Consider the following 17,952-nt stretch of genomic DNA (forward strand, 5'->3'; position numbering starts at 1 on the left):
GCGAAGGGTTGTACACGCTCCGGCCGCAGGCGCGCTGGCAGGGGCCTGGCGGGGCCTGTGGACTGTGCTGCGGTCTCGGGTGGCGGTTCTCGCATGGCGCAGCGCATCGCGAGCGGACATCGAGAATCGTTCCTGGTAGACGTGCTGCTCGAAGGGTCGTCGCCGCCTAGAACGGACCGTACGCAGATCGACCATGGACTGGGGGCTCCCGCGACAGGGCATACCCCCTGGTCAGTCAATTCCGAGTCTTCGCCACCGACCGCCGGACAGCGCTATCGGACGTCCCGCGCGGGGCCGACGGACTCGCGCACGACGAGCTCAGGCATGGGGAGCTCCGGCAATGCCGCTTCCTCGCCGCGGGCCAGCGCGGCGGCGATGGAGTGCGCGGAGCGTCCCAGCGCCTCGAAGTCCATGCGCACGGTCGTCAGCGACGGTACGGCGAAGCGCGCCTCCGGCATGTCGTCGAATCCCACGATGCTGACGTCGTTGGGGACGTCGCGGCCGGCCTCGTGCATCGCGCGGCGGACGCCCAGTGCCAGCTCGTCGTTGCCGCAGAAGACGGCGGTCACGTCGCTGTGGCGCGCAAGACGGGTGCCGGCCTCGAAACCGTCCGAGACTCGCCAACCAGTGCGGAGGACCTCCGGCACGGGTGCTCCCGCCTCCTCGAGGGCGTCGCGCCAGCCGGCCTCACGTCCGTTCATGCGCTGCAGGGACGGGATTCCGACGTGATGCACCGTGCGGTGGCCGAGCCCGAGAAGGAGGCGGGTCGCGGCGGCCGCTGCGGGTCGCTCGTCCAGCCACAGCGACGGGACCTCGAGGTCGAGGTGACCCGGGTCGACGATCGCGACCGCGGGCACGTCTTTCGAGAGCGCTGGGACGACGGCCCGCGCCGCGCGGTCGAACCCGATCACCACCACGGCCCCGGCGCTCGCATCGGCTACCTGGTCCGCGACGCGACGCACGTGGTCCCCGCCGTCGGACTCGATCACCGCCACGCTCACCACGTCGCCAGAGCGCCGGGCGCTCTCCTCGATTCCGGCGATGACGCCGGTGTGGCCGAACAAGCGCGTGTCATGGGTCACGACCGTTACCGCGCCGCGGCGACCGTAGTTCAGCGTCCGCGCCGCGCGGCTGGGGTGATAGTCCAAGCTCGCGATCGCCTCGAGCACACGGCGCCGTGTGTCCGCGTGGACCTTCGGGGCTCCGTTGATGACGCGGGAGACGGTCTGATACGAGACGCCGGCCTCGGCAGCGACATCATGGATGTTCGGCGTCTGCCGCGCGCGAGACGCGGCGCGCGACGGTGCCGCTCTCGGCGTCGATTCCGCGCGCGCCATCTGTGCCACCCCCACGGACCTCGGTCGCCGGACGGCCGCGCATCGTCGCGAGTCGCGATGGGAGCGGGCCCGCCGGTGAACCCCTACGCGTGGAGTGTACGGGCAGCGTGCCCACTGTCGATATGGCGCGCGGAGCCGGTGACGTCGTCGGGGTCGCTAGCAGCGCCCCGTCCACGTCGTGCTCGCCGAAGGCGAGCTCCGCTACCGGAGCCTCGACGTGCGGTCGAAGCGCCATGTCCCGCCTGAGGCGGACGGTCTCCAGTGCGACAGCGGTGCCGACCGCGGTGTGCTCGAGGGGCCGAGAACTCCGCGGCCAAATCCGACATTCTGCATTGCCGACGCCGCGCGCTTGGGCTAGCATCCCTCAAAGTGTGACGCGTCACACCCTGGAACCCAACAACGAAGATGGGAGTCTCCGTGAACCCTCGTCCCCCTGCTCCGGTCCTTGATGCCGGACTTCTCGCGCCGCCCGACGGCCCCGTGTCCGACAGCCGTTCGCCCCGCCGAGCGATCGCGGCGACCAGTGTGCTGGCCGTCGGCTTCGGCGTGCTGGGACTGGCCGTCGCCAGCCCCGCCAGCGCCGCCGACCCGGAGATCCTGCGTGGCGTCGGCAGCGGCCGCTGCGCCGAGGCGCCGGCGACGGACGGCGACCCGCTCACGATCCAGGACTGCGACGAAAGCGCGCCGAGCCAGCTGTGGGAGTGGACCGCCGACAAGGAGCTCGTCACCCGCGGCGACGAGTGCGCCGACCTGCCGGACGGTGCGGGGGAGGGCACGCGCCTCACAGTCAACACCTGCGACGACTCGGCCTTCCAGAAGTGGGAGCTGCGCGACGACTTCACCATCCAGAACCTCGAGACCGGCCTGTGCGTGGACGTCTGGGGCGCCGCCACGGCCGCAGGCTCCGAGATCGCCCTATGGCGGTGCGAGGGCTCCCCGCAGCAGCTGTGGAAGCGCACGCTGACGGACCCGCCTCCGGTCGTCACCGTCGATCTCGCGGCGAACACCGGCTCCATCTACGGCGGCGCGACGGGCGTGCTGTACGGCACGAGCGACGACGGCGTCCCCAGCGACGACCTGATCGCCGGCCAGCGACCCCGCACCCTCGCGCAGAAGCCGCCGAACGGTGAGCAGCACCCGAACGGCGACGTGCTCGACGTGTCCGACGCGTTCTTCGCCAACGGCGGCGAGCAGATGGTCGTCTACATGCAGGACGTGTACAGCAAGTGGCCCTACCAGGAGCCCGCCGACATCCAGGCCGACTATCTCCCGAGGATCGAGGCCCAGATGCAGGCGGTCATCGACGCCGGGCTGCCGATGGAGCAGTTCGCCTGGGTGCCGTTCAACGAGCCGGACGGCATCTGGTACCAGGACTGGAACGGCGGCGAGCGGGAGAACTTCCTCGCCGACTGGGACGCCGCGTATCACCAGATCCGCGAGATCGACCCTGACGCACTGATCGTCGGTCCCAACGAGGCCATATGGCACGCCGACCGCGTGACCGACCTGCTCACGCATGCCAAGGACGCGGGCACGCTGCCGGACATCATGGCGTGGCACGAGCTCGGCACGGGATCGCTCGGCTCCAGCGGCTTCCGCGCTCACCTGGAGGAGTACCGCCAGATCGAGGCAGATCTCGGCATGGACCCGCTCCCGATCAACATCGACGAGTACGGCAACCGCCACGACATGGGCAACCCGGGTCGACTGATCCAGTGGCTGGCGATGTTCGAGGAGACCAAGGTCGACGGCGACATGGCGTTCTGGACCTATGCCGGCAACCTGTCCGACCATGCCGTTCAGACCAAGATGGCCAACGGCGGATGGTGGGTCAACAAGTGGTACTCCGACCTGTCCGGCCACACGGTCGAGTTCACGGCGGAGGCCGTCAGGCCCGACTCCATGCAGGGCATCGCGACGCTCGACACGACGAAGAAGGTCGCGACGGTCCTGCTCGGCGGCAACAAGCTCGGCGCGCAGCTGACGGTCGACAACATCCCCGCGGACGTCTTCGGCGACCAGGTCGACGTCTTGATCGAGACCAGCGACGTCACCGGCCAGGAGGGCGAGACCTCCGCGCCGATGGTGAACACGGTCATGCGCCTCGATGTCGTCGACGGCTCGATCGAGGTGCCCGTCGCCGGCGACTTCCAGTCGGCGAGCCGCGTGAGCATCGTCCCGGCGACCGACGCCGACGTGGCCGACCCGGATGCCACGTGGGAGGCCTCGTACGAGGCCGAGGACGCGACGATCGTCGACGCTCAGGTGTTCGACAAGGTGGGCGACTGGGAGTACGTCGCATCGAACCTGGCCGAGGTCGGAGCGTTCAACCGGCCGTCGTCCAGCGTCACGTTCGACATCGAGGTCCCTGAGAACGGCGCCCACGAGCTGCGCATCATCTACGGCGACAACAAGAGCGCCGGGCAGCACGCGCTCTACATCGACGACGAGTTCGTGCAGCGGGTGGACTACGACGCCACGCTCGGCTGGACCTACCGCGCGCGCGCAGAGGTGCCGGTGCAGCTGACGGCCGGTGCGCACACGGTGTCGTTGCGGGCCACCGATCCGAACGGTCCGCTCGATGTCAACTACGACATGACGCTCGACCGGCTCGATGTCGCGGTGCCGGAGCCGGACACGCTGCACTTCCCGGCGTGGCAGGCCAGGCTCGCCGGTGACGTCGAGGTCGACCACTCGGTGTCGCCGCGCCCCGTGAAGTTGGAGAAGGGCGCTTCCGCGCAGTTCTTCATCAGCGTCCCGGAGGACGGCTACTACGACCTGGTGCGCAAGGGCCAGATGGCGAAGGGCGGCCAGCTCGCGGTGGAGCTCTCCGGGCGCGACCTCGGCGCTCAGGCGGGCGCGGGCATCCCCGGCTGGTCGTCGGTGTCGACCACGGTGTACCTGAACCGCGGCGTCAGCGAGGTCATGCTCACCAACACCGGCAAGACGCCGGTCAAGGTGTCGGAGATCGCGACGGTGCGCAACCGGGACGCCGACGCGGCCACCGTCTTCACCGAGGCCGAGGACCTCACCCTCAACGGTGCCGGCGTCAGCGGCAGCCGATGGGCGAGCGGGGGCGAGTACGTCGGCAACGTCGGCAAGGACGGCGGAGACATCGTGTGGGAGCGTCCCGCCGGGCTGGATGCCGGCGACTACGTGCTCAACGTGGGCTACGCCAACAACGAGCTGAACTACGGCCACCCGTACAACACGGACGTGGTGACCCGGTTCATGGACACCAGCGAGGCGGGAGGCGGCATCACCCGTTCTCCCTACCGCAACAACTACAGCTGGGACGCGTTCTGGGCGGTGACCTCCGACCTCACGTTGACCACGGTCGACGGTGACCTCACCTTCGACCGGGCCGACGGGTGGGCGCCGAACATCGACTGGATGTCGCTTTCCCCCTTGAGCCTCGGCACGACGGTGGAGAAGGGTCCCCAGCCGTAGGTCGCTCGGAGCTGGACGCGCATGGCGGGCCGGGCCGGTTCTCTTCGGAGAGCCGGGCCGGCCCGTCGCGGCTTGCGAAGCGAGTCCTCGCCACCGCACCTAGAGCTCGCCCCGGCGCTCCAGGTACCTCATGGCGGCGGCGTTCGCGGTGACCGGGTGCGGCTACGCCCGCGCTGTCTGCCCGCCCTCGGCCGCCGCATCGTCCTCATGCCGCTCCAGGTAGGCGGCGGACCCGCCGTCGACCTCGTACGACTCGGGGACCGCGTCCTCGCTGACGGAGGTGCGCAGCGGTACCTCCTTGACGAAGAGCAGGAGCACCAGCGCGACGAGCGTGAGCGGCACGATCGACAGGAACACGGGCGTGAGGGCGTCGTTGTACGAGCCGATGATGATGTCCTGCGCGGCCTGGGGGAGCGTCCCGACGATCTCGGGCGTGATGCTGTTGGCGCCCTCGATGCCGCCCGCCGCGACGTCCGGCGGGATGCGCTCGGTGAGCAGGTCGATGAGGTTGTTGGTGAAGATCGAGCCCACCACGGCGGCCCCGAGCGAGGCGCCGATCTGGCGGAAGAAGTTGTTCGCCGCGGTCGCAGTGCCGACCATCGTGATGGGGAACGTGTTCTGCACGATCAGCACGAGCGTCTGCATCATCATGCCGAGCCCCATGCCGAACACCGCGAGGTACACGCAGGTCAGCCACAGCCCGTGGTCGGGCGTCATCGTCGACAGCAGGACCAGCCCCACGGTCACGATCGCGGCGCCGACGATCGGGTAGATCTTGTAGCGCCCGGTCCGCGACACGGTGTTGCCCACGATGATCGAGGTGGGCAGCATCGCGCCCATCATCGGGATCATCAGCAGCCCCGCCTCGGTGGCGCCCACCTGGCCGACCATCTGGAGGTACGTGGGCATGTACGCGAGCGTGCCGAACATCGCCACGCCGATCATGAGGCCCGCGGCGGTGGTGAGGTTGAAGTTGCGCCGCCCGAACAGCAGGAGCGGCATCACCGGCTCCTTCGCGCGCCGCTCGACCAGCACGAACACGACGCCCGCGACCACCGTGAGGACGATCAGGCCGATGATCAGGGGATCGGTCCACTCGTAGTGGCCGCCTCCCCACGACGTGAACAGCACCAGGGACGATGCGGCGATCGCCAGCAGCACCATGCCGGCGACGTCCAGGGTGGGGCGCCCGCGGTCCTGCGGGTTGGGGTGCAGGAAGAACATCACGGACACGATCGCGACCGCCCCGAGAGGCACGTTGATCCACAGGCACCACTGCCAGCCCGGCCCGTCGGTGAACCACCCGCCCAGCAGCGGGCCGATCACTGAGGACACCGCGAACGCCGCGCCCATGAGCCCCATGTACTTGGCGCGCTCACGCGCGGGGACGATGTCCGCGATCACCGCCTGCGACAGGATCATGAGCCCGCCGCCGCCGAGGCCCTGGATCGCGCGACCGAGGATGAGCTCGGGCATCGCGGTCGCCAGCGCGCCCACGACCGATCCGACGATGAACACCGCGATCGCCCCGATGAACAGCGACTTGCGGCCGATGAGGTCGCCCAGCTTGCCGTAGACCGGCATCATGATCGTGGCCGCGAGGATGTACGCGGTCGTCACCCACAGCATGTGGTCCACGCCGTCGAGCTCGCCGACGATCGTCGGCAGGGCGGTGGAGAAGATCGTCTGGTCGAGCGCCGAGAGGAGCATGGCGGTCATCAGGCCGACCATGACGAGCAGGATCTCCCTGCGACCGGCCACGCGGGCCTCACCGTGTGCGGGCGTCATACCTGCCATCCTGCGGGTTGCGGCGCGGAAGCGCGCGGCGATGGCGATGCTGGATCGCTGCGCGGACGATGGCTCGCCGCGCGTCGCCAGGCCGGAGGGCGTAGCGATCGCGTTCGACCGTGCGACGGTCGGGCGGTCAGGCGCGGCTGCGTGCGCGGCTCCGCACCCGTGCGGGCGGGATCGCCGCGGGCTCGGCACGGCCCGATCCTCGTCGGCCCAGCCCGCGATCTCGTCGAGCCTCGCGAGGCCCGAGGCCAGCGCATCGGCCACCGTGCGCCCGCCCGCAAAAGGGACCGCCGCATCGTCCCGAAGGCCGCCGTCGTGAACGACGTCCCCCAAGCTCCAGCGGCCGATCCTCACGCCGGCTCGCGCCCCACTATCGCCAGCGCGGGGGTTATCAGGGAATGCCGATCTGGGTATGCCATCCATCACTGGGACACGCATGCGAGGTGCGTGGCATCACTGGCGCGCATATCCGTCATCGCCATTTTCGACTGTGCTCTTGGGTGGGCCCCTCCTAGGGTGGGCTCGACGCGACGGCGCGAGCGAGGTGTGGAGCCCCCATGTTCATGTACTTCCCGACCAACTACGTGTGGAGCATGGCCGCGGTCGCCGCGCTCAACAACGGCGGCCTCATCGACGAGGTGGACCGCGCGTGCAAGCCGGTCCTCGAGGCCTCGCGCAACGGCGACGACGTGGGCACCGAGCTGCTCTACGCCTCATGGGCGGCGGTGGCGGACCGGCTCATCGCCTCGGCCGAGGAGGATGTCGCCCGGGGCCGGCTCATCGGCGCCGGCGACAAGTACTACCGCGCCTCGCTGTACACGTCGCAGGCGGAGCGGCTCCAGTCGCCCGGGTGGGAGGGGCGCAAGGCGGCCTACCAGAAGTCGATCGACCTGCTCCTGCGGCACGTCGAGCTCTCCGGCGCGCCGTTCGAGACCGTCGAGATCCCGTACGGCGACGCGAGCCTGCCGGGCTACCTCTATCACGCCGACCCGGCCGCGGTGCCGGAGGGTGCGCTCCCGCCCGTGATGGTCCAGTGGAACGGGCTCGACTCCACCAAGGAGATGATGTACTACTCGCAGTTCCCGCAGATGCTCGCGCGTCGCGGAATCTCGACCCTCATGGTCGACACGCCCGGATCGGGCGAGGCGTTGCGCATGCGGGGACTGACGGCGCGGCACGACACCGAGGTGTGGGCCGCCGCGTGCGTCGACTTCCTCGAGACCAGGGACGATGTGGATGCAGCCCGTGTGGGCATCGTGGGCTGGTCGTTGGGCGGCTACTACGCGCCGCGCGCGGCCGCGTTCGAGAAGCGCCTGCGCCTCGCGGTGGCATGGGGTGCGAACCACGACTGGGCCGCCGTGCAGCGCCGCCGCCTCGACCGCGAGGGTGAGAACCCGGTCCCGCACTACTGGCAGCACGTCCAGTGGGTGTGGGGGGCGTCGAGCATGGACGACTTCCTCGAGCGCACCAAGGATATGCACCTCGACGGCGTCGTCGAGCACATCACCGTGCCGTTCCTCATCACCCACGGCGCGAACGACCGTCAGATCCCGGTGGCGATGGCGCACCGGTCCTTCGAGCAGGCCGTCAACAGCCCCAAGCGGGAGCTGAAGGTCTTCGACGAGCCCGAGGGCGGCACCGAGCACATCTCGATCGACCACCTCGCCTACGCCGCGGCGTTCGTCGCGGACTGGGTCGCCGAGACCTTCGCGGAGCCGGCCGCCGGCGATGCGGCGGTGGTGGTGGACGCGCGCGGCGGCGCCGTCGGCTGAAGGACCTGGCTCCAGGCGCGGCCGATGCCGTACACTCGTACAAGCGAGCACCCGCTCGCGTGCTCGTCGAGTCCGGCGGACCCGGATTCCGAGCTTCGTCAGCGCCAAGGCGTGTATATCTCCGCCAGGACCGCGCATCCGGCCCCGCCGCCCGACCAGGGTGAGCACCGCATCGTGGCCCACCCCATAAGCGTCCGTCGGCTTTCGCCGCCGGTCATCCACGCACGTCGGCGCCGCCGGCGCAGCAACACCGACCGCTCCGCGGTCAGCAATACGAAGGACAGCAATATGGCTACCGGTACCGTCAAGTGGTTCAACCCGGACAAGGGCTTCGGCTTCATCGCCCCGGACGACGGCTCGGCCGACGTCTTCGCGCACTTCAGCGCGATCAACACGCAGGGCTTCCGCACCCTCGAGGAGAACCAGCGCGTCGAGTTCGACGCCGAGCGTGGCCCCAAGGGCATGCAGGCCGCGAACATCCGTCCGCTGTAACTCTCAGCAGACTCGCAAGGCCCGTCTCGGCAGCCCTCTGGGCTTGCCGGGGCGGGCCTTCGCCTTTCCCTACCTGACCTCCGGGATCATGTCGATCGCGCCGCACGGGCACTCCTCGGCGCAGATGCCGCAGCCCTTGCAGTAGTCGTAGTCGATCTCGTACCGCATCCCGGGGCCCAGCTTCTTGATCGCGTCGTCGGGGCACATCCCGAAGCAGTTGTCGCACTCGAAGCACGAGCCGCACGACATGCAGCGCCGCGCCTCGAACACCGCGTGCTCCGCGTCCAGCCCGGACAGCACCTCCTCGAAGCCCGTCACGCGCCGCGCCGCCTCGAGCTCGGCCCGGTGCTGCTTGGGCGCGTCGGAGTAGTACCAGGGCTGCAGCCTCTCGGCGGTCGCCTCGCGCTGCACCGGCTCCGCGGGCAGCACCCGCGACGCGAGCCACGCGTCCACGGCCTTCGCCGCGCGCGCCCCGCGCCCGATCGCGTACGTCGCCGTGCGCGAGCCGGGGGAGACGTCGCCCGCCGCGAACACCCCGTCGCGACCGGTCATGAGCGTGGTGGGGTCCACCTGGACCACGCCGTCGGCCACCGTGACATCGCCCACACCTTCGAGCAGCGTGAGGTCCGCGTCCTGCCCGACCGCGAGCATCACGGTGTCCGCGTCGAGCTCCTCGAACTCCCCGGTGCCGTGCGGCCGTCCGTCCTCGTCGAGCTCCATCTTCTCGATCGTGATGGTCGGCCCCTCGACTTGGGAGATGGTCGACAGCCACTGCACGCGCACGCCCTCGCCGACCGCGTCCTCGAGCTCCGTCGGGTGCGCCGGCATCTGCTCACGGGTGCGCCGGTAGACCACCACGGCCTCCTGCGCGCCCAGCCGCCGCGCGGTGCGGGCCGCGTCCATCGCGGTGTTGCCGCCGCCGTACACGGCCACGCGACGTCCGAGCAGGGGTGCGTGCCCCGACGCGACGTCCCGGAGCACGTCGATCGCGTCGACGATCTTCGACGCCGCTCCCGCGGGGATGTCGACGTGGTGCGCGACGCCGGCGCCGACGGTGAGCACGACCGCGTCGAACTCGGCCTGCGCCTCGTCCAGCGAGGTGACCGGCGTCGAGCACTCGATCGTCACGCCGGTGTCCTCGATGCGGCGGATCTCCGCGGCGAGCACGTCGCGCGGCAGCCGGTACGCGGGGATGCCGTAGCGCATCATCCCGCCGGGCTCGGCGGCGGCCTCCCGGACCACCACCGCGTGCCCCAGCTGGCGCAGGTGGTAGGCGGCGGACAGCCCCGCCGGCCCCGACCCCACCACGAGGACCGTGCGGCCGGACGATGCGGCGGGCGCCGGCAGCGCCCAGCCCCGCTCGAGCGCGGTGTCGCCCAGGAAGCGCTCGACCGCGTTGATGCCGACCTCCTCGTCGACGTCGGTGCGGTTGCAGGACGTCTGGCAGGGGTGATAGCAGATGCGGCCCATGATCGCGGGGAACGGGTTGGCGGCCACGAGGCGCCGCCACGCGGCCTCGAATCCCGCCTCGCCCTCCTGCGTGGAGCCGAGCCAGCCGCGGATGTCCTCGCCGGACGGGCACGCGAGCGAGCACGGGGGAGCGAGCTCGACGTAGACGGGCCGCTCGGTGCGCCAGGTGCCCGTGTGGTACGCGAGCGACGTGGCCGGGCCGGTCGACAGGCCGAGCGTCGGGGGTGCGTCGTGGCTGGTCATGAGCGCTCTCCCAGGAGGTCGTAGCGGCGGATGTTGGCCTCGGCCAGGGCGCGCCACCGCTCGAGCGCGTCCTCCCCGCCGGGCTTGAACAGGTGTGCGAACCGCGCCTGCGGTCGCAGGTACTCCTCGACGTCCGCGCGCTCGCGGATGCGCTGCACGTCGGTGAGCTCGCCCGCGCGCGCCTCGACCACGGGGAAGATCCCCGACTGCACGGCGGCCCGCGACAGCGCGATCGACTGCGACGACGACGAGCCCCAGCCGACCGGGCACGGCACGAGCACGTGGAGGTATCGCGCGCCCCGGATCGACATCGCCGTGCGCACCTTGTGCTCGAGGTCGCGCAGGTCCGCGACCGTCGCCGAGGCCACGTACGGGATCTCGTGCGCCATCGCGATCTTCACCATCGACTTGCCCTGCCCGAAGGCCTGGCCGGGCGTGCGTCCGACCGCGGGCGTGGTCGCGGTGCGGGCCGATGCGGGGGTCGCCGACGACCGCTGCACGCCGGTGTTCATGTAGCCCTGGTTGTCGTAGCAGACGTAGAGCACGTCGTCGTTGCGCTCGAACATCCCCGACACGGCCGCGAGGCCGATGTCCACGGTCCCGCCGTCGCCACCCTGCGCGAGGACGCGCACGTCGTCGCGCCCCTGCGCGTGAAGCGAGGCCGCGATGCCGGTCGCGACCGCGGCCGCGTTGGCGAACAGCGAGTGGATCCACGGCGGCTTCCACGCGCTCTCCGGGTAGAGGGTCGAGAACACCTCGAGGCAGCCGGTCGCGTTGGCGACGACGAGCTTGCCGTCGGACGCCTCGACCGCGGTGTCCATCACCCACCGCGCGGCGAGCGCCTCCGCGCAGCCCTGGCACGCGCGGTGCCCCTTGGTCAGCGAGGCCGGCCGGTCCGCGTGCGACTGGACCGAGCGCTCCGCATCGTCCAGCAGCCGCCCGCCCACCGCGAGCGTGCCCGTCTGCAGGAACGGGATGTGCACCGTGGTCATCGCGCCACCTCCGTCGCGCCCGCGGCCGGCGTGGGGACGCCGCCCTCCTTGAGGTCGAGGAACTCGAGCCTGCCCAGCTCGCCGTCGAGCGCCATCCGCACGGCCTCCTGCAGGGACGCCTCGAGGATCGGCCGGCCGCCGAGGCCCGCCACCACCGAGTGCAGCCGCGACCGGGTGCCGGCGAGCGCGCGCCCCACGCAGCCCGTGAGCACGCCGCCCGAGCCCAGCTCGAGGGCACGGTCGATCACCATGACGTGCCGCGACTCCCCGATCGCGTCGCGGAGCGCGTCCCCGGGGAACGGCCGGAACGACGAGACGCCGACCAGCCGCACCGGGATCCCCGCGGCGCGCAGCGGCTCGAGCGCCGCCTGCAGCGTGCCGATCACCGATCCCATCGCGACGACGACCAGATCGTCGGACGATGCGGGTGGCGCCTCCCGGTCCCGGTCGAGGGTGTCGGGGTCGTACCGGACGACGAGCCCGCCGGCCTCGCGGCCGAAGGCCTCCCGGAAGCGGTCGGACCACGACTCGATGACCGCCGCGGCGTCGAGGAAGCGCAGGTGCTGGAGGTACTTCGTCTCGGTGAAGGACTCGGGGCCGGCCATCGTGCCGATGGTCGTCGGGTTGAGGATGTCGAGCGCCTGCGTGGGCCGGTAGGGCGGCAGGAAGGCGTCCACCTGCGCGGCGGTGGGCAGCTCGACCACGTCGGAGGCGTGGGTGAGGACGAAGCCGTCCATGCACACCATCGCGGGGATGCCCAGCTCCTCGGCCGCGCCGAACGCGATGACGTGGAGGTCCGCGGCCTCCTGGTTGTCCGCCGCGAACAGCTGGAGCCAGCCCGAGTCGCGCATCGCCATCGCGTCGGAGTGGTCGTTCCAGATGTTGATGGGCGCGCCCACCGCGCGGTTCGCGACCGTCATGACGATCGGCAGGCCCATCCCGGCCGCGTTGTACACCGCCTCGGCCATGTAGAGCAGCCCCTGCGACGCGGTCGCGGTGTAGGCGCGCGAGCCGCCCGCCGAGGCGCCGATCGACACCGACATCGCGGAGAACTCGGACTCGACGTTGACGTACTCGCAGTCCGCGAGCTCGCCGGTGCGCGCCATCACGGACAGCGCCTCGACGATGTGGGTTTGCGGCGAGATGGGGTACGCGCACACCACGCCCGGCCGGCATCGCGCGACCGTCCGCGCCACCGCCTGGGAGCCCTCGAGCACCTCGCGCATGTCATCCCTCCGATCCGGCGGCCGCGCCGACCGCGGCGAGCTCGTCCCGCACGTACGCGAACGCCTCGGCGGCCGCGGCGGCGTTCGCCTCGCCCACCGCGCCGGGGAAGCGCTCGCGGAACACCTGCTGCACCGCGTCGAGCGTGATGTCGTCGGACGCCGCCGCGTAGGCCGCGAGCATCGCCGCGGCGGGCTTGGGCTTGCCCAGGTGCGTCATGGTGATCTGCATCGCCGGCACGGTGAGGACGGTGGCGTCCGCGTCCTCGGCGCCCGCGTCGGCGCGCACGGCCGTCGCGTCGGCCGCCGTGTTGACGATGACGAGCCCCCCGGGCGCGAGGCCGGCGAAGGGGCGGTCCGACGCGAGCAGCGTCGGGTCCTGGACGAGCACCACGTCGGGCGCGAGCACCGGCTCGCGCGTGCGCAGCGGCACGTCCGCGAAGCGGCAGTACGACACGACGGGCGCGCCCGTGCGTTCCGATCCGAAGGACGGGATGGCCTGCGCCTCGTGCCCCGCGAGGAAGCCCGCGCGGGCGAGCATCTCGGCGGCCGTGACGACCCCCTGGCCGCCTCGGCCGTGGACCCTGACCTGCCTCATGAGATCGCCTCCCGACGGCCCGGCTGCGGGTGCGGAGCACGCCCCGCGCAGGACGTCGTCGTCGACGCCCACCCGTCCACGGTATGCCCGGAGGGGTGTGCGTCTCGGGACCGAGGTCCCGGTCCCGCGAGGGGTGCCTCGGGTGCCCCCGAAGTCCTCGCGGGGAGCTCCGCCGGGACGCCCGACGGACCGGCTCGGCGCGGGCGGGGAGGGCGTCGGGAGCGGCCGGGAGACGGGGCCGTGGAGGGCCCGGGGTCAGCCGGGGGCGGGGGTGGGGAGCACGGCGGTCGGGTCGTCGGGCGGCGGCACCCACAGGGACGCGGCGCTCGTGGCGGCCGCGAGCAGGAGCAGGCCGAGGGCGAGCCCGAGGGCCACAAGCGTGAGGAGGGTCGCGCGCAGCGCGCGGTCGCGCCGCGAGTCCCGCCACGCCGGTGCCGTCATCTCCGGCCCCTCCCACTTCCGAAGGCGACGCGCTCCGTCACGCGCGACCGCCGGTCCTCCAGGCAGGCTAGCGCCGGATATGCAGGGATATGTGGGAAATGTCGAGAATTCACACGGTGGAAACACGGGCGCTGCGCCCTGATCGCCCCGCGGCGCCGCCCGCGCAGACCCTGCGCCTCGGGCTTGGCAACCGGTGTTATCGTGGCCCGCATGACCGAGCCAGGGCAGCGTCGCTCCGGCCGCGCGGGAGCCGCCACGATCTACGACATCGCGGAACGCGCGGGCGTGAACCCGTCGACGGTGTCGCGCGCCCTCAACCATCCGGGCCGCGTGAGCGCGGCGACCGAGGCACGCATCCGCCAGGCCGCCGACGAGCTCGACTTCCACGCGAACCCCATGGCCCGGGCGCTGCCCACCGGCCGCACGCGCACCCTGGCGCTCGTGCTCGCCGACGTCACCAACCCCGTGGTCTTCGGCCTCATCCGCGGCGCCGAGCGCGCCGCCGCCGCGGCCGGCTACACGCTCGTCATCGCCGAGTCGCAGGAGTCCGGGGCGGTCGAGGCCGCGACGGTCGAGCGGGTCGCGCCCGCGGTGGACGGCATCGTGCTCGCGACATCGCGCCTCGCCGACGACGAGATCGGCGCGATCGCCGCGCGCAAGCCCGTCGTCACCGTCAACCGCGGCGGCTCGGCCTCCGCGAACGTGTCGCCGGACGTCGAGCCGGGCATCGCCGCGCTCGTCACGCATCTGGCCGACCTCGGTCACCGCACGCTCGCCTTCCTCGCCGGCCCCGCGGACTCGTGGACGAGCACCCGGCGCTGGGGCGCGCTCTACGCCGCCGCCCGTGCGCGGGGCCTTCACATCGTCGAGATCGGTTCGAACGCGCCCACGGTCGAGGGCGGCGGCGACGCCTACGAGCGCTGCGAGGCGTCCGGGGCGACGGCCGTCGTGGCCTACAACGACCTCATGGCGATGGGCCTCATCCAGGCCGCGCGGGCTGCCGGGCGCCGCGTGCCCGCGGACCTCAGCATCGTGGGCTTCGACGACATCTTCGGCGCCGCCCTCATCACGCCGGCGCTCACCACGGTGCGCGCGGATCTCGAGCTGGCGGGGGAGCACGCGGTCACGCACCTCCTCGCGCTCATGGGCGAGGGCGACGCGCCCGCCGACTGCGCCGAGCTCGCCACCGAGCTCGTCGTCCGCGACTCGACCGGGCCCGCGCCGACCCGCTGACCAGGGCCTTCGGCAACCGCTGGCCAGGCCCGATTCCCCGCCTGTGCGCGGTCCCGCCCGTCCTTGCGGCAACAGATTTGGCAACCGGTTGACAAGCGCCGCGGAATCGTGTTCCATGGCTCCCATGACGACGACGTCACCGCTTCGCGACACCCGGCTCCTGCCGGCCGATCCCGCCGTGCGCACCCTTGCCGCGGACCTGCTGGCCACGGTCGCCGACGCCCCGATCCTCTCGCCCCACGGCCACGTGCCCGTCGAGTGGCTGTCCCGCGACCTGCCCTTCTCCGATCCGGCGGACCTGCTCGTGGTCCACGACCACTACGTCACCCGCCTCCTCCACGCCCGGGGCGTGCCGCTCGACCGCCTCGGCGCGTCGGCGGACCCGCGCGAGGCCTGGCGCGAGCTGTGCCGCCACTGGCACGCGTTCGCCGGGACCGCCTCGGCGTTCTGGCTCTCCGACACCCTCGCGACCGTGTTCGGCATCGACGAGGACCTCGCGGAGGACACCGCGGACGCCACGTACGACGCGATCGCGGCGCACCTGACGCGACCCGAGCTGCGGCCCCGCGCACTGTTCGACCGCTTCCGGATCGACACCCTCGCGACCACGGACGACCCGCTGTCCGACCTCGCCGAGCATGCGCTCCTCGCCGCCGACGCCGGCTTCGGCGGACGCGTCGTGCCCACCTTCCGCCCGGACCGCTACCTCGACCCCGAGGCCGAGGGCTTCGCGGTGCACGTCGAGGCGCTCCTCGCCGCGACGGGGCGGCCCGCCACCTTCGCCGGCTACCTCGCCGCGCTCGAGGACCGGCGCGCGCACTTCCGCGCGCACGGCGCCTTCTCCGCCGACCACGGCGTCTACGAGCCCTTCACCTGCGAGCTCGAGCCCGCCGAGGCCGAGCGCCTCCTCCGGGCAGCCCTGAGCGGCGAGATCGACGCCGCCGGCGCCCGCCTGTTCCGCGGCCACATGCTCTGGCAGATGGCGCGCATGAGCGTCGAGGACGGCCTCGTCATGACCGTCCACGCGGGCGTGCGTCGCAACCACCACACCGCGACGTACCGTGCGTTCGGCCCGGACACCGGCCACGACATCCCCGTGCGCACGGAGTGGGTGGAGAACCTGCGGCCGCTGCTCGAGAGCTTCGGCACCGCGCCCGGCTTCCACCTCATCCTCTTCACCGTCGACGAGACCACCTTCTCCCGCGAGCTCGCGCCGCTGGCCGGCTTCTACCCGGCCGTCCGGGTGGGCGCCCCGTGGTGGTTCCTCGACGCGCCCGACGCGATCGCGCGCTTCCGGGGCGCCGTCACCGAGACCGCGGGCTTCTACCGGACCTCGGGATTCATCGACGACACCCGCGCGTACCTGTCGATCCCGAGCCGCCACGCCGCCGCCCGCCGCGCCGACGCCGCCTACCTCGCGCGCCTCGTCGCCGAGGGCCGGATCCGCGAGGGTCTCGCGCACCGCATCATGGCGGACACGGTCGACGCGATCCCGCGAGAGGCGTTCAAGCTGTGAGCGCCCGACCGCTGTCCCGCGCCGCCGCGGGCCTGGGCACGCCGCCCCCGCGCATCGTCCACCTCGGCCTCGGGGCCTTCCACCGCGCCCACCAGGCCTGGTACACCGCGCACGCGGACGATGCCGCCGCGTGGGGGATCGCCGCCTTCACCGGCCGCTCGCCCCGCGAGGCCGACGCGCTCGCCGCGCAGGAGTGCCTCTACACGGTCGCCGCGCGCGGCGCCGACGGCGACGAGGTCGAGGTGGTCGGCAGCATCGTCGAGGCGCACCACGGCGCGGACGTCGACGCCCTGCGCGGCCTCGTCGCGCGGCCCGAGGTCGCGGTCGTCACTCTCACCGTGACCGAGGCCGGCTACCGGCTGCTGCCCGACGGCACCCCGGACCCCGGCGACACCGCCATGGTCGCGGACCTCGCGGTCCTGCGCGCCCGGATGGGGGAGCCCGCCACGCCGCTCGGCCGGCTCGTGGTCGCGCTCGACGCCCGCCGCCGCGCCTGCGCCGGCCCGATCGCGGTCGTGCCGTGCGACAACGTGCCCGGCAACGGCCCGTGGGTCCGGGAGGGCGTCCTCGCCCTCGCGTCCGCGCTGGACGATGCGCTGGCGGCCTGGATCGCGTCCGACGTGTCGTTCGTGTCGACGTCCGTGGACCGCATCACCCCGCGCCGCGCGGAGGGCGACGAGTCGCTCGCGGCCGCGGCGGGCTGGATCGACGGCTCGCCGATCGTCACGGAGCCGTTCTCCGACTGGATCCTCAGCGGCGGCTTCCCGGCCGGCCGCCCCGCGTGGGAGACCGCCGGCGCCCGCCTCGTCGACGACATCGAGCCGTTCGAGAACCGCAAGCTGTGGATGCTCAACGGCGCCCACACGGTGCTCGCCTCGCTCGGCCGCCTGCGCGGGCACGCGACGGTCGCCGACGCGATCGCCGACCCGGTGTGCCGCGAGCTCGTCGAGGACGTGTGGGACGCCGCCGCGCGCCACCTGCCCGCAGACGTCGACGCCGCCGCGTACCGCGTGGCGCTCGTGGAGCGCTTCGCCAACCCGCGCATCGTCCACCTGCTGGAGCAGATCGCGCAGGACTCGTCGGTCAAGCTCGCCGCCCGGATCGTGCCCGTCGCGCGGCTCGAGCTCGCCGCCGGGGGAGAGGCGCTGCCCGCCGCCGCCGCGCTCGGCGCGTGGATCGCCGCCGTGCGGCGCTGCGCCCCCGTGCCGGACGCACGCGAGCACGCGCTCGGCGACGCGCTGCTCTCCACCGACCCGATCCGCGCCCTCGTGGCCGCGGTCGACGCCGATCTCGCCGCCCACCCCCAGTTCGTGGCGGAGGTCCGCATCCGTGCGGCCGCCCTCGCCGACGTCCCGACCACCGTCGCACCGTAGCGACACCCCACCTGAGAA

Annotated in this window: 13 protein-coding genes; 6 read left to right on the forward strand and 7 right to left on the reverse strand. The window is 72.4% G+C overall.

Annotated features, from left to right (window positions below; all coding sequences use genetic code 11):
* Positions 1-272: 272 nt before the first annotated feature.
* Positions 273-1,337, reverse strand: a complete 1,065-nt coding sequence (locus AOM07_RS10835; protein WP_062313693.1) for a LacI family DNA-binding transcriptional regulator — start codon at positions 1,335-1,337, stop codon at positions 273-275.
* 480 nt (positions 1,338-1,817) lie between these two features.
* Here AOM07_RS10835 and AOM07_RS10840 point away from each other — a divergent pair, with 480 nt between their 5' ends.
* A complete protein-coding gene (locus AOM07_RS10840; RefSeq protein ID WP_169748154.1) occupies positions 1,818-4,787 on the forward strand; it encodes a ricin-type beta-trefoil lectin domain protein in 2,970 nt (989 codons plus the stop codon).
* Between the two features lie 162 nt (positions 4,788-4,949).
* On the opposite strand, the gene AOM07_RS10845 is transcribed toward AOM07_RS10840, so the two are convergent.
* Entirely contained in the window at positions 4,950-6,575 is a 1,626-nt protein-coding gene (locus tag AOM07_RS10845) for an MDR family MFS transporter (RefSeq protein ID WP_228374441.1), read from the reverse strand.
* Between the two features lie 563 nt (positions 6,576-7,138).
* Here AOM07_RS10845 and AOM07_RS10850 point away from each other — a divergent pair.
* Together AOM07_RS10850 and AOM07_RS10855 are read left to right on the forward strand one after the other, a co-directional pair.
* Positions 7,139-8,353 (forward strand): alpha/beta hydrolase family protein, encoded by a 1,215-nt coding sequence (locus AOM07_RS10850; RefSeq protein ID WP_062313697.1) that lies wholly within the window; start codon positions 7,139-7,141, stop codon positions 8,351-8,353.
* A gap of 288 nt (positions 8,354-8,641) precedes the next feature.
* Complete coding sequence (locus AOM07_RS10855; RefSeq protein ID WP_062289254.1) at positions 8,642-8,845, forward strand: cold-shock protein; 204 nt, start codon at positions 8,642-8,644, stop codon at positions 8,843-8,845.
* 69 nt (positions 8,846-8,914) lie between these two features.
* Here the strand turns inward: AOM07_RS10855 and AOM07_RS10860 are convergent, their stop codons facing one another.
* The 5 genes from AOM07_RS10860 to AOM07_RS10880 form a co-directional block, all read right to left on the reverse strand.
* Positions 8,915-10,558, reverse strand: a complete 1,644-nt coding sequence (locus AOM07_RS10860) for an NAD(P)-binding protein (RefSeq protein WP_062313699.1) — start codon at positions 10,556-10,558, stop codon at positions 8,915-8,917.
* A complete protein-coding gene (locus tag AOM07_RS10865; protein ID WP_062313702.1) occupies positions 10,555-11,550 on the reverse strand; it encodes a thiamine pyrophosphate-dependent enzyme in 996 nt (331 codons plus the stop codon). The genes AOM07_RS10860 and AOM07_RS10865 overlap by 4 nt, the downstream gene beginning before the upstream one ends.
* Positions 11,547-12,776 carry a transketolase C-terminal domain-containing protein gene (locus AOM07_RS10870; protein ID WP_062313704.1) on the reverse strand — a complete coding sequence of 410 codons (1,230 nt, stop codon included), beginning with the start codon at positions 12,774-12,776 and terminating at the stop codon, positions 11,547-11,549. Before AOM07_RS10870 ends, AOM07_RS10865 begins: the two co-directional genes overlap by 4 nt.
* 1 nt (position 12,777) lies before the next feature.
* On the reverse strand, positions 12,778-13,371 hold the full coding sequence (locus AOM07_RS10875; protein ID WP_062313830.1) for a 2-oxoacid:acceptor oxidoreductase family protein: 594 nt from the start codon (positions 13,369-13,371) through the stop codon (positions 12,778-12,780).
* A 255-nt stretch (positions 13,372-13,626) separates the two neighbouring features.
* Positions 13,627-13,812 carry a hypothetical protein gene (locus AOM07_RS10880; RefSeq protein WP_062313706.1) on the reverse strand — a complete coding sequence of 62 codons (186 nt, stop codon included), beginning with the start codon at positions 13,810-13,812 and terminating at the stop codon, positions 13,627-13,629.
* Positions 13,813-14,022: 210 nt separating this feature from the next.
* Between AOM07_RS10880 and AOM07_RS10885 the strand changes: the two genes are divergently transcribed.
* The 3 genes from AOM07_RS10885 to AOM07_RS10895 all read left to right on the forward strand — a co-directional run bounded on the left by AOM07_RS10885 (position 14,023) and on the right by AOM07_RS10895 (position 17,934).
* Complete coding sequence (locus AOM07_RS10885; protein ID WP_062313708.1) at positions 14,023-15,045, forward strand: LacI family DNA-binding transcriptional regulator; 1,023 nt, start codon at positions 14,023-14,025, stop codon at positions 15,043-15,045.
* A gap of 124 nt (positions 15,046-15,169) precedes the next feature.
* On the forward strand, positions 15,170-16,561 hold the full coding sequence (gene uxaC / locus AOM07_RS10890; protein ID WP_062313710.1) for a glucuronate isomerase: 1,392 nt from the start codon (positions 15,170-15,172) through the stop codon (positions 16,559-16,561).
* Positions 16,558-17,934 (forward strand): mannitol dehydrogenase family protein, encoded by a 1,377-nt coding sequence (locus AOM07_RS10895; protein WP_062313712.1) that lies wholly within the window; start codon positions 16,558-16,560, stop codon positions 17,932-17,934. The genes uxaC and AOM07_RS10895 overlap by 4 nt, the downstream gene beginning before the upstream one ends.
* Positions 17,935-17,952: the final 18 nt, after the last annotated feature.

The organism is Demequina rhizosphaerae, assembly GCF_000971255.1.
Classification (GTDB): Bacteria; Actinomycetota; Actinomycetes; order Actinomycetales; family Demequinaceae; genus Demequina; species Demequina rhizosphaerae.

Excerpts from the sequence above, each read along its gene's own strand:
- AOM07_RS10875 (WP_062313830.1), bottom strand. The coding sequence starts at position 13,371 with ATGAGGCAGGTCAGGGTCCACGGCCGAGGCGGCCAGGGGGTCGTCACG.
- AOM07_RS10865 (WP_062313702.1), bottom strand. The coding sequence starts at position 11,550 with ATGACCACGGTGCACATCCCGTTCCTGCAGACGGGCACGCTCGCGGTG.
- AOM07_RS10855 (WP_062289254.1), top strand. The coding sequence starts at position 8,642 with ATGGCTACCGGTACCGTCAAGTGGTTCAACCCGGACAAGGGCTTCGGC.
- uxaC (WP_062313710.1), top strand. The coding sequence starts at position 15,170 with ATGACGACGACGTCACCGCTTCGCGACACCCGGCTCCTGCCGGCCGAT.
- AOM07_RS10845 (WP_228374441.1), bottom strand. The coding sequence starts at position 6,575 with ATGACGCCCGCACACGGTGAGGCCCGCGTGGCCGGTCGCAGGGAGATC.
- AOM07_RS10850 (WP_062313697.1), top strand. The coding sequence starts at position 7,139 with ATGTTCATGTACTTCCCGACCAACTACGTGTGGAGCATGGCCGCGGTC.
- AOM07_RS10885 (WP_062313708.1), top strand. The coding sequence starts at position 14,023 with ATGACCGAGCCAGGGCAGCGTCGCTCCGGCCGCGCGGGAGCCGCCACG.
- AOM07_RS10870 (WP_062313704.1), bottom strand. The coding sequence starts at position 12,776 with ATGCGCGAGGTGCTCGAGGGCTCCCAGGCGGTGGCGCGGACGGTCGCG.
- AOM07_RS10860 (WP_062313699.1), bottom strand. The coding sequence starts at position 10,558 with ATGACCAGCCACGACGCACCCCCGACGCTCGGCCTGTCGACCGGCCCG.
- AOM07_RS10835 (WP_062313693.1), bottom strand. The coding sequence starts at position 1,337 with ATGGCGCGCGCGGAATCGACGCCGAGAGCGGCACCGTCGCGCGCCGCG.
- AOM07_RS10880 (WP_062313706.1), bottom strand. The coding sequence starts at position 13,812 with ATGACGGCACCGGCGTGGCGGGACTCGCGGCGCGACCGCGCGCTGCGC.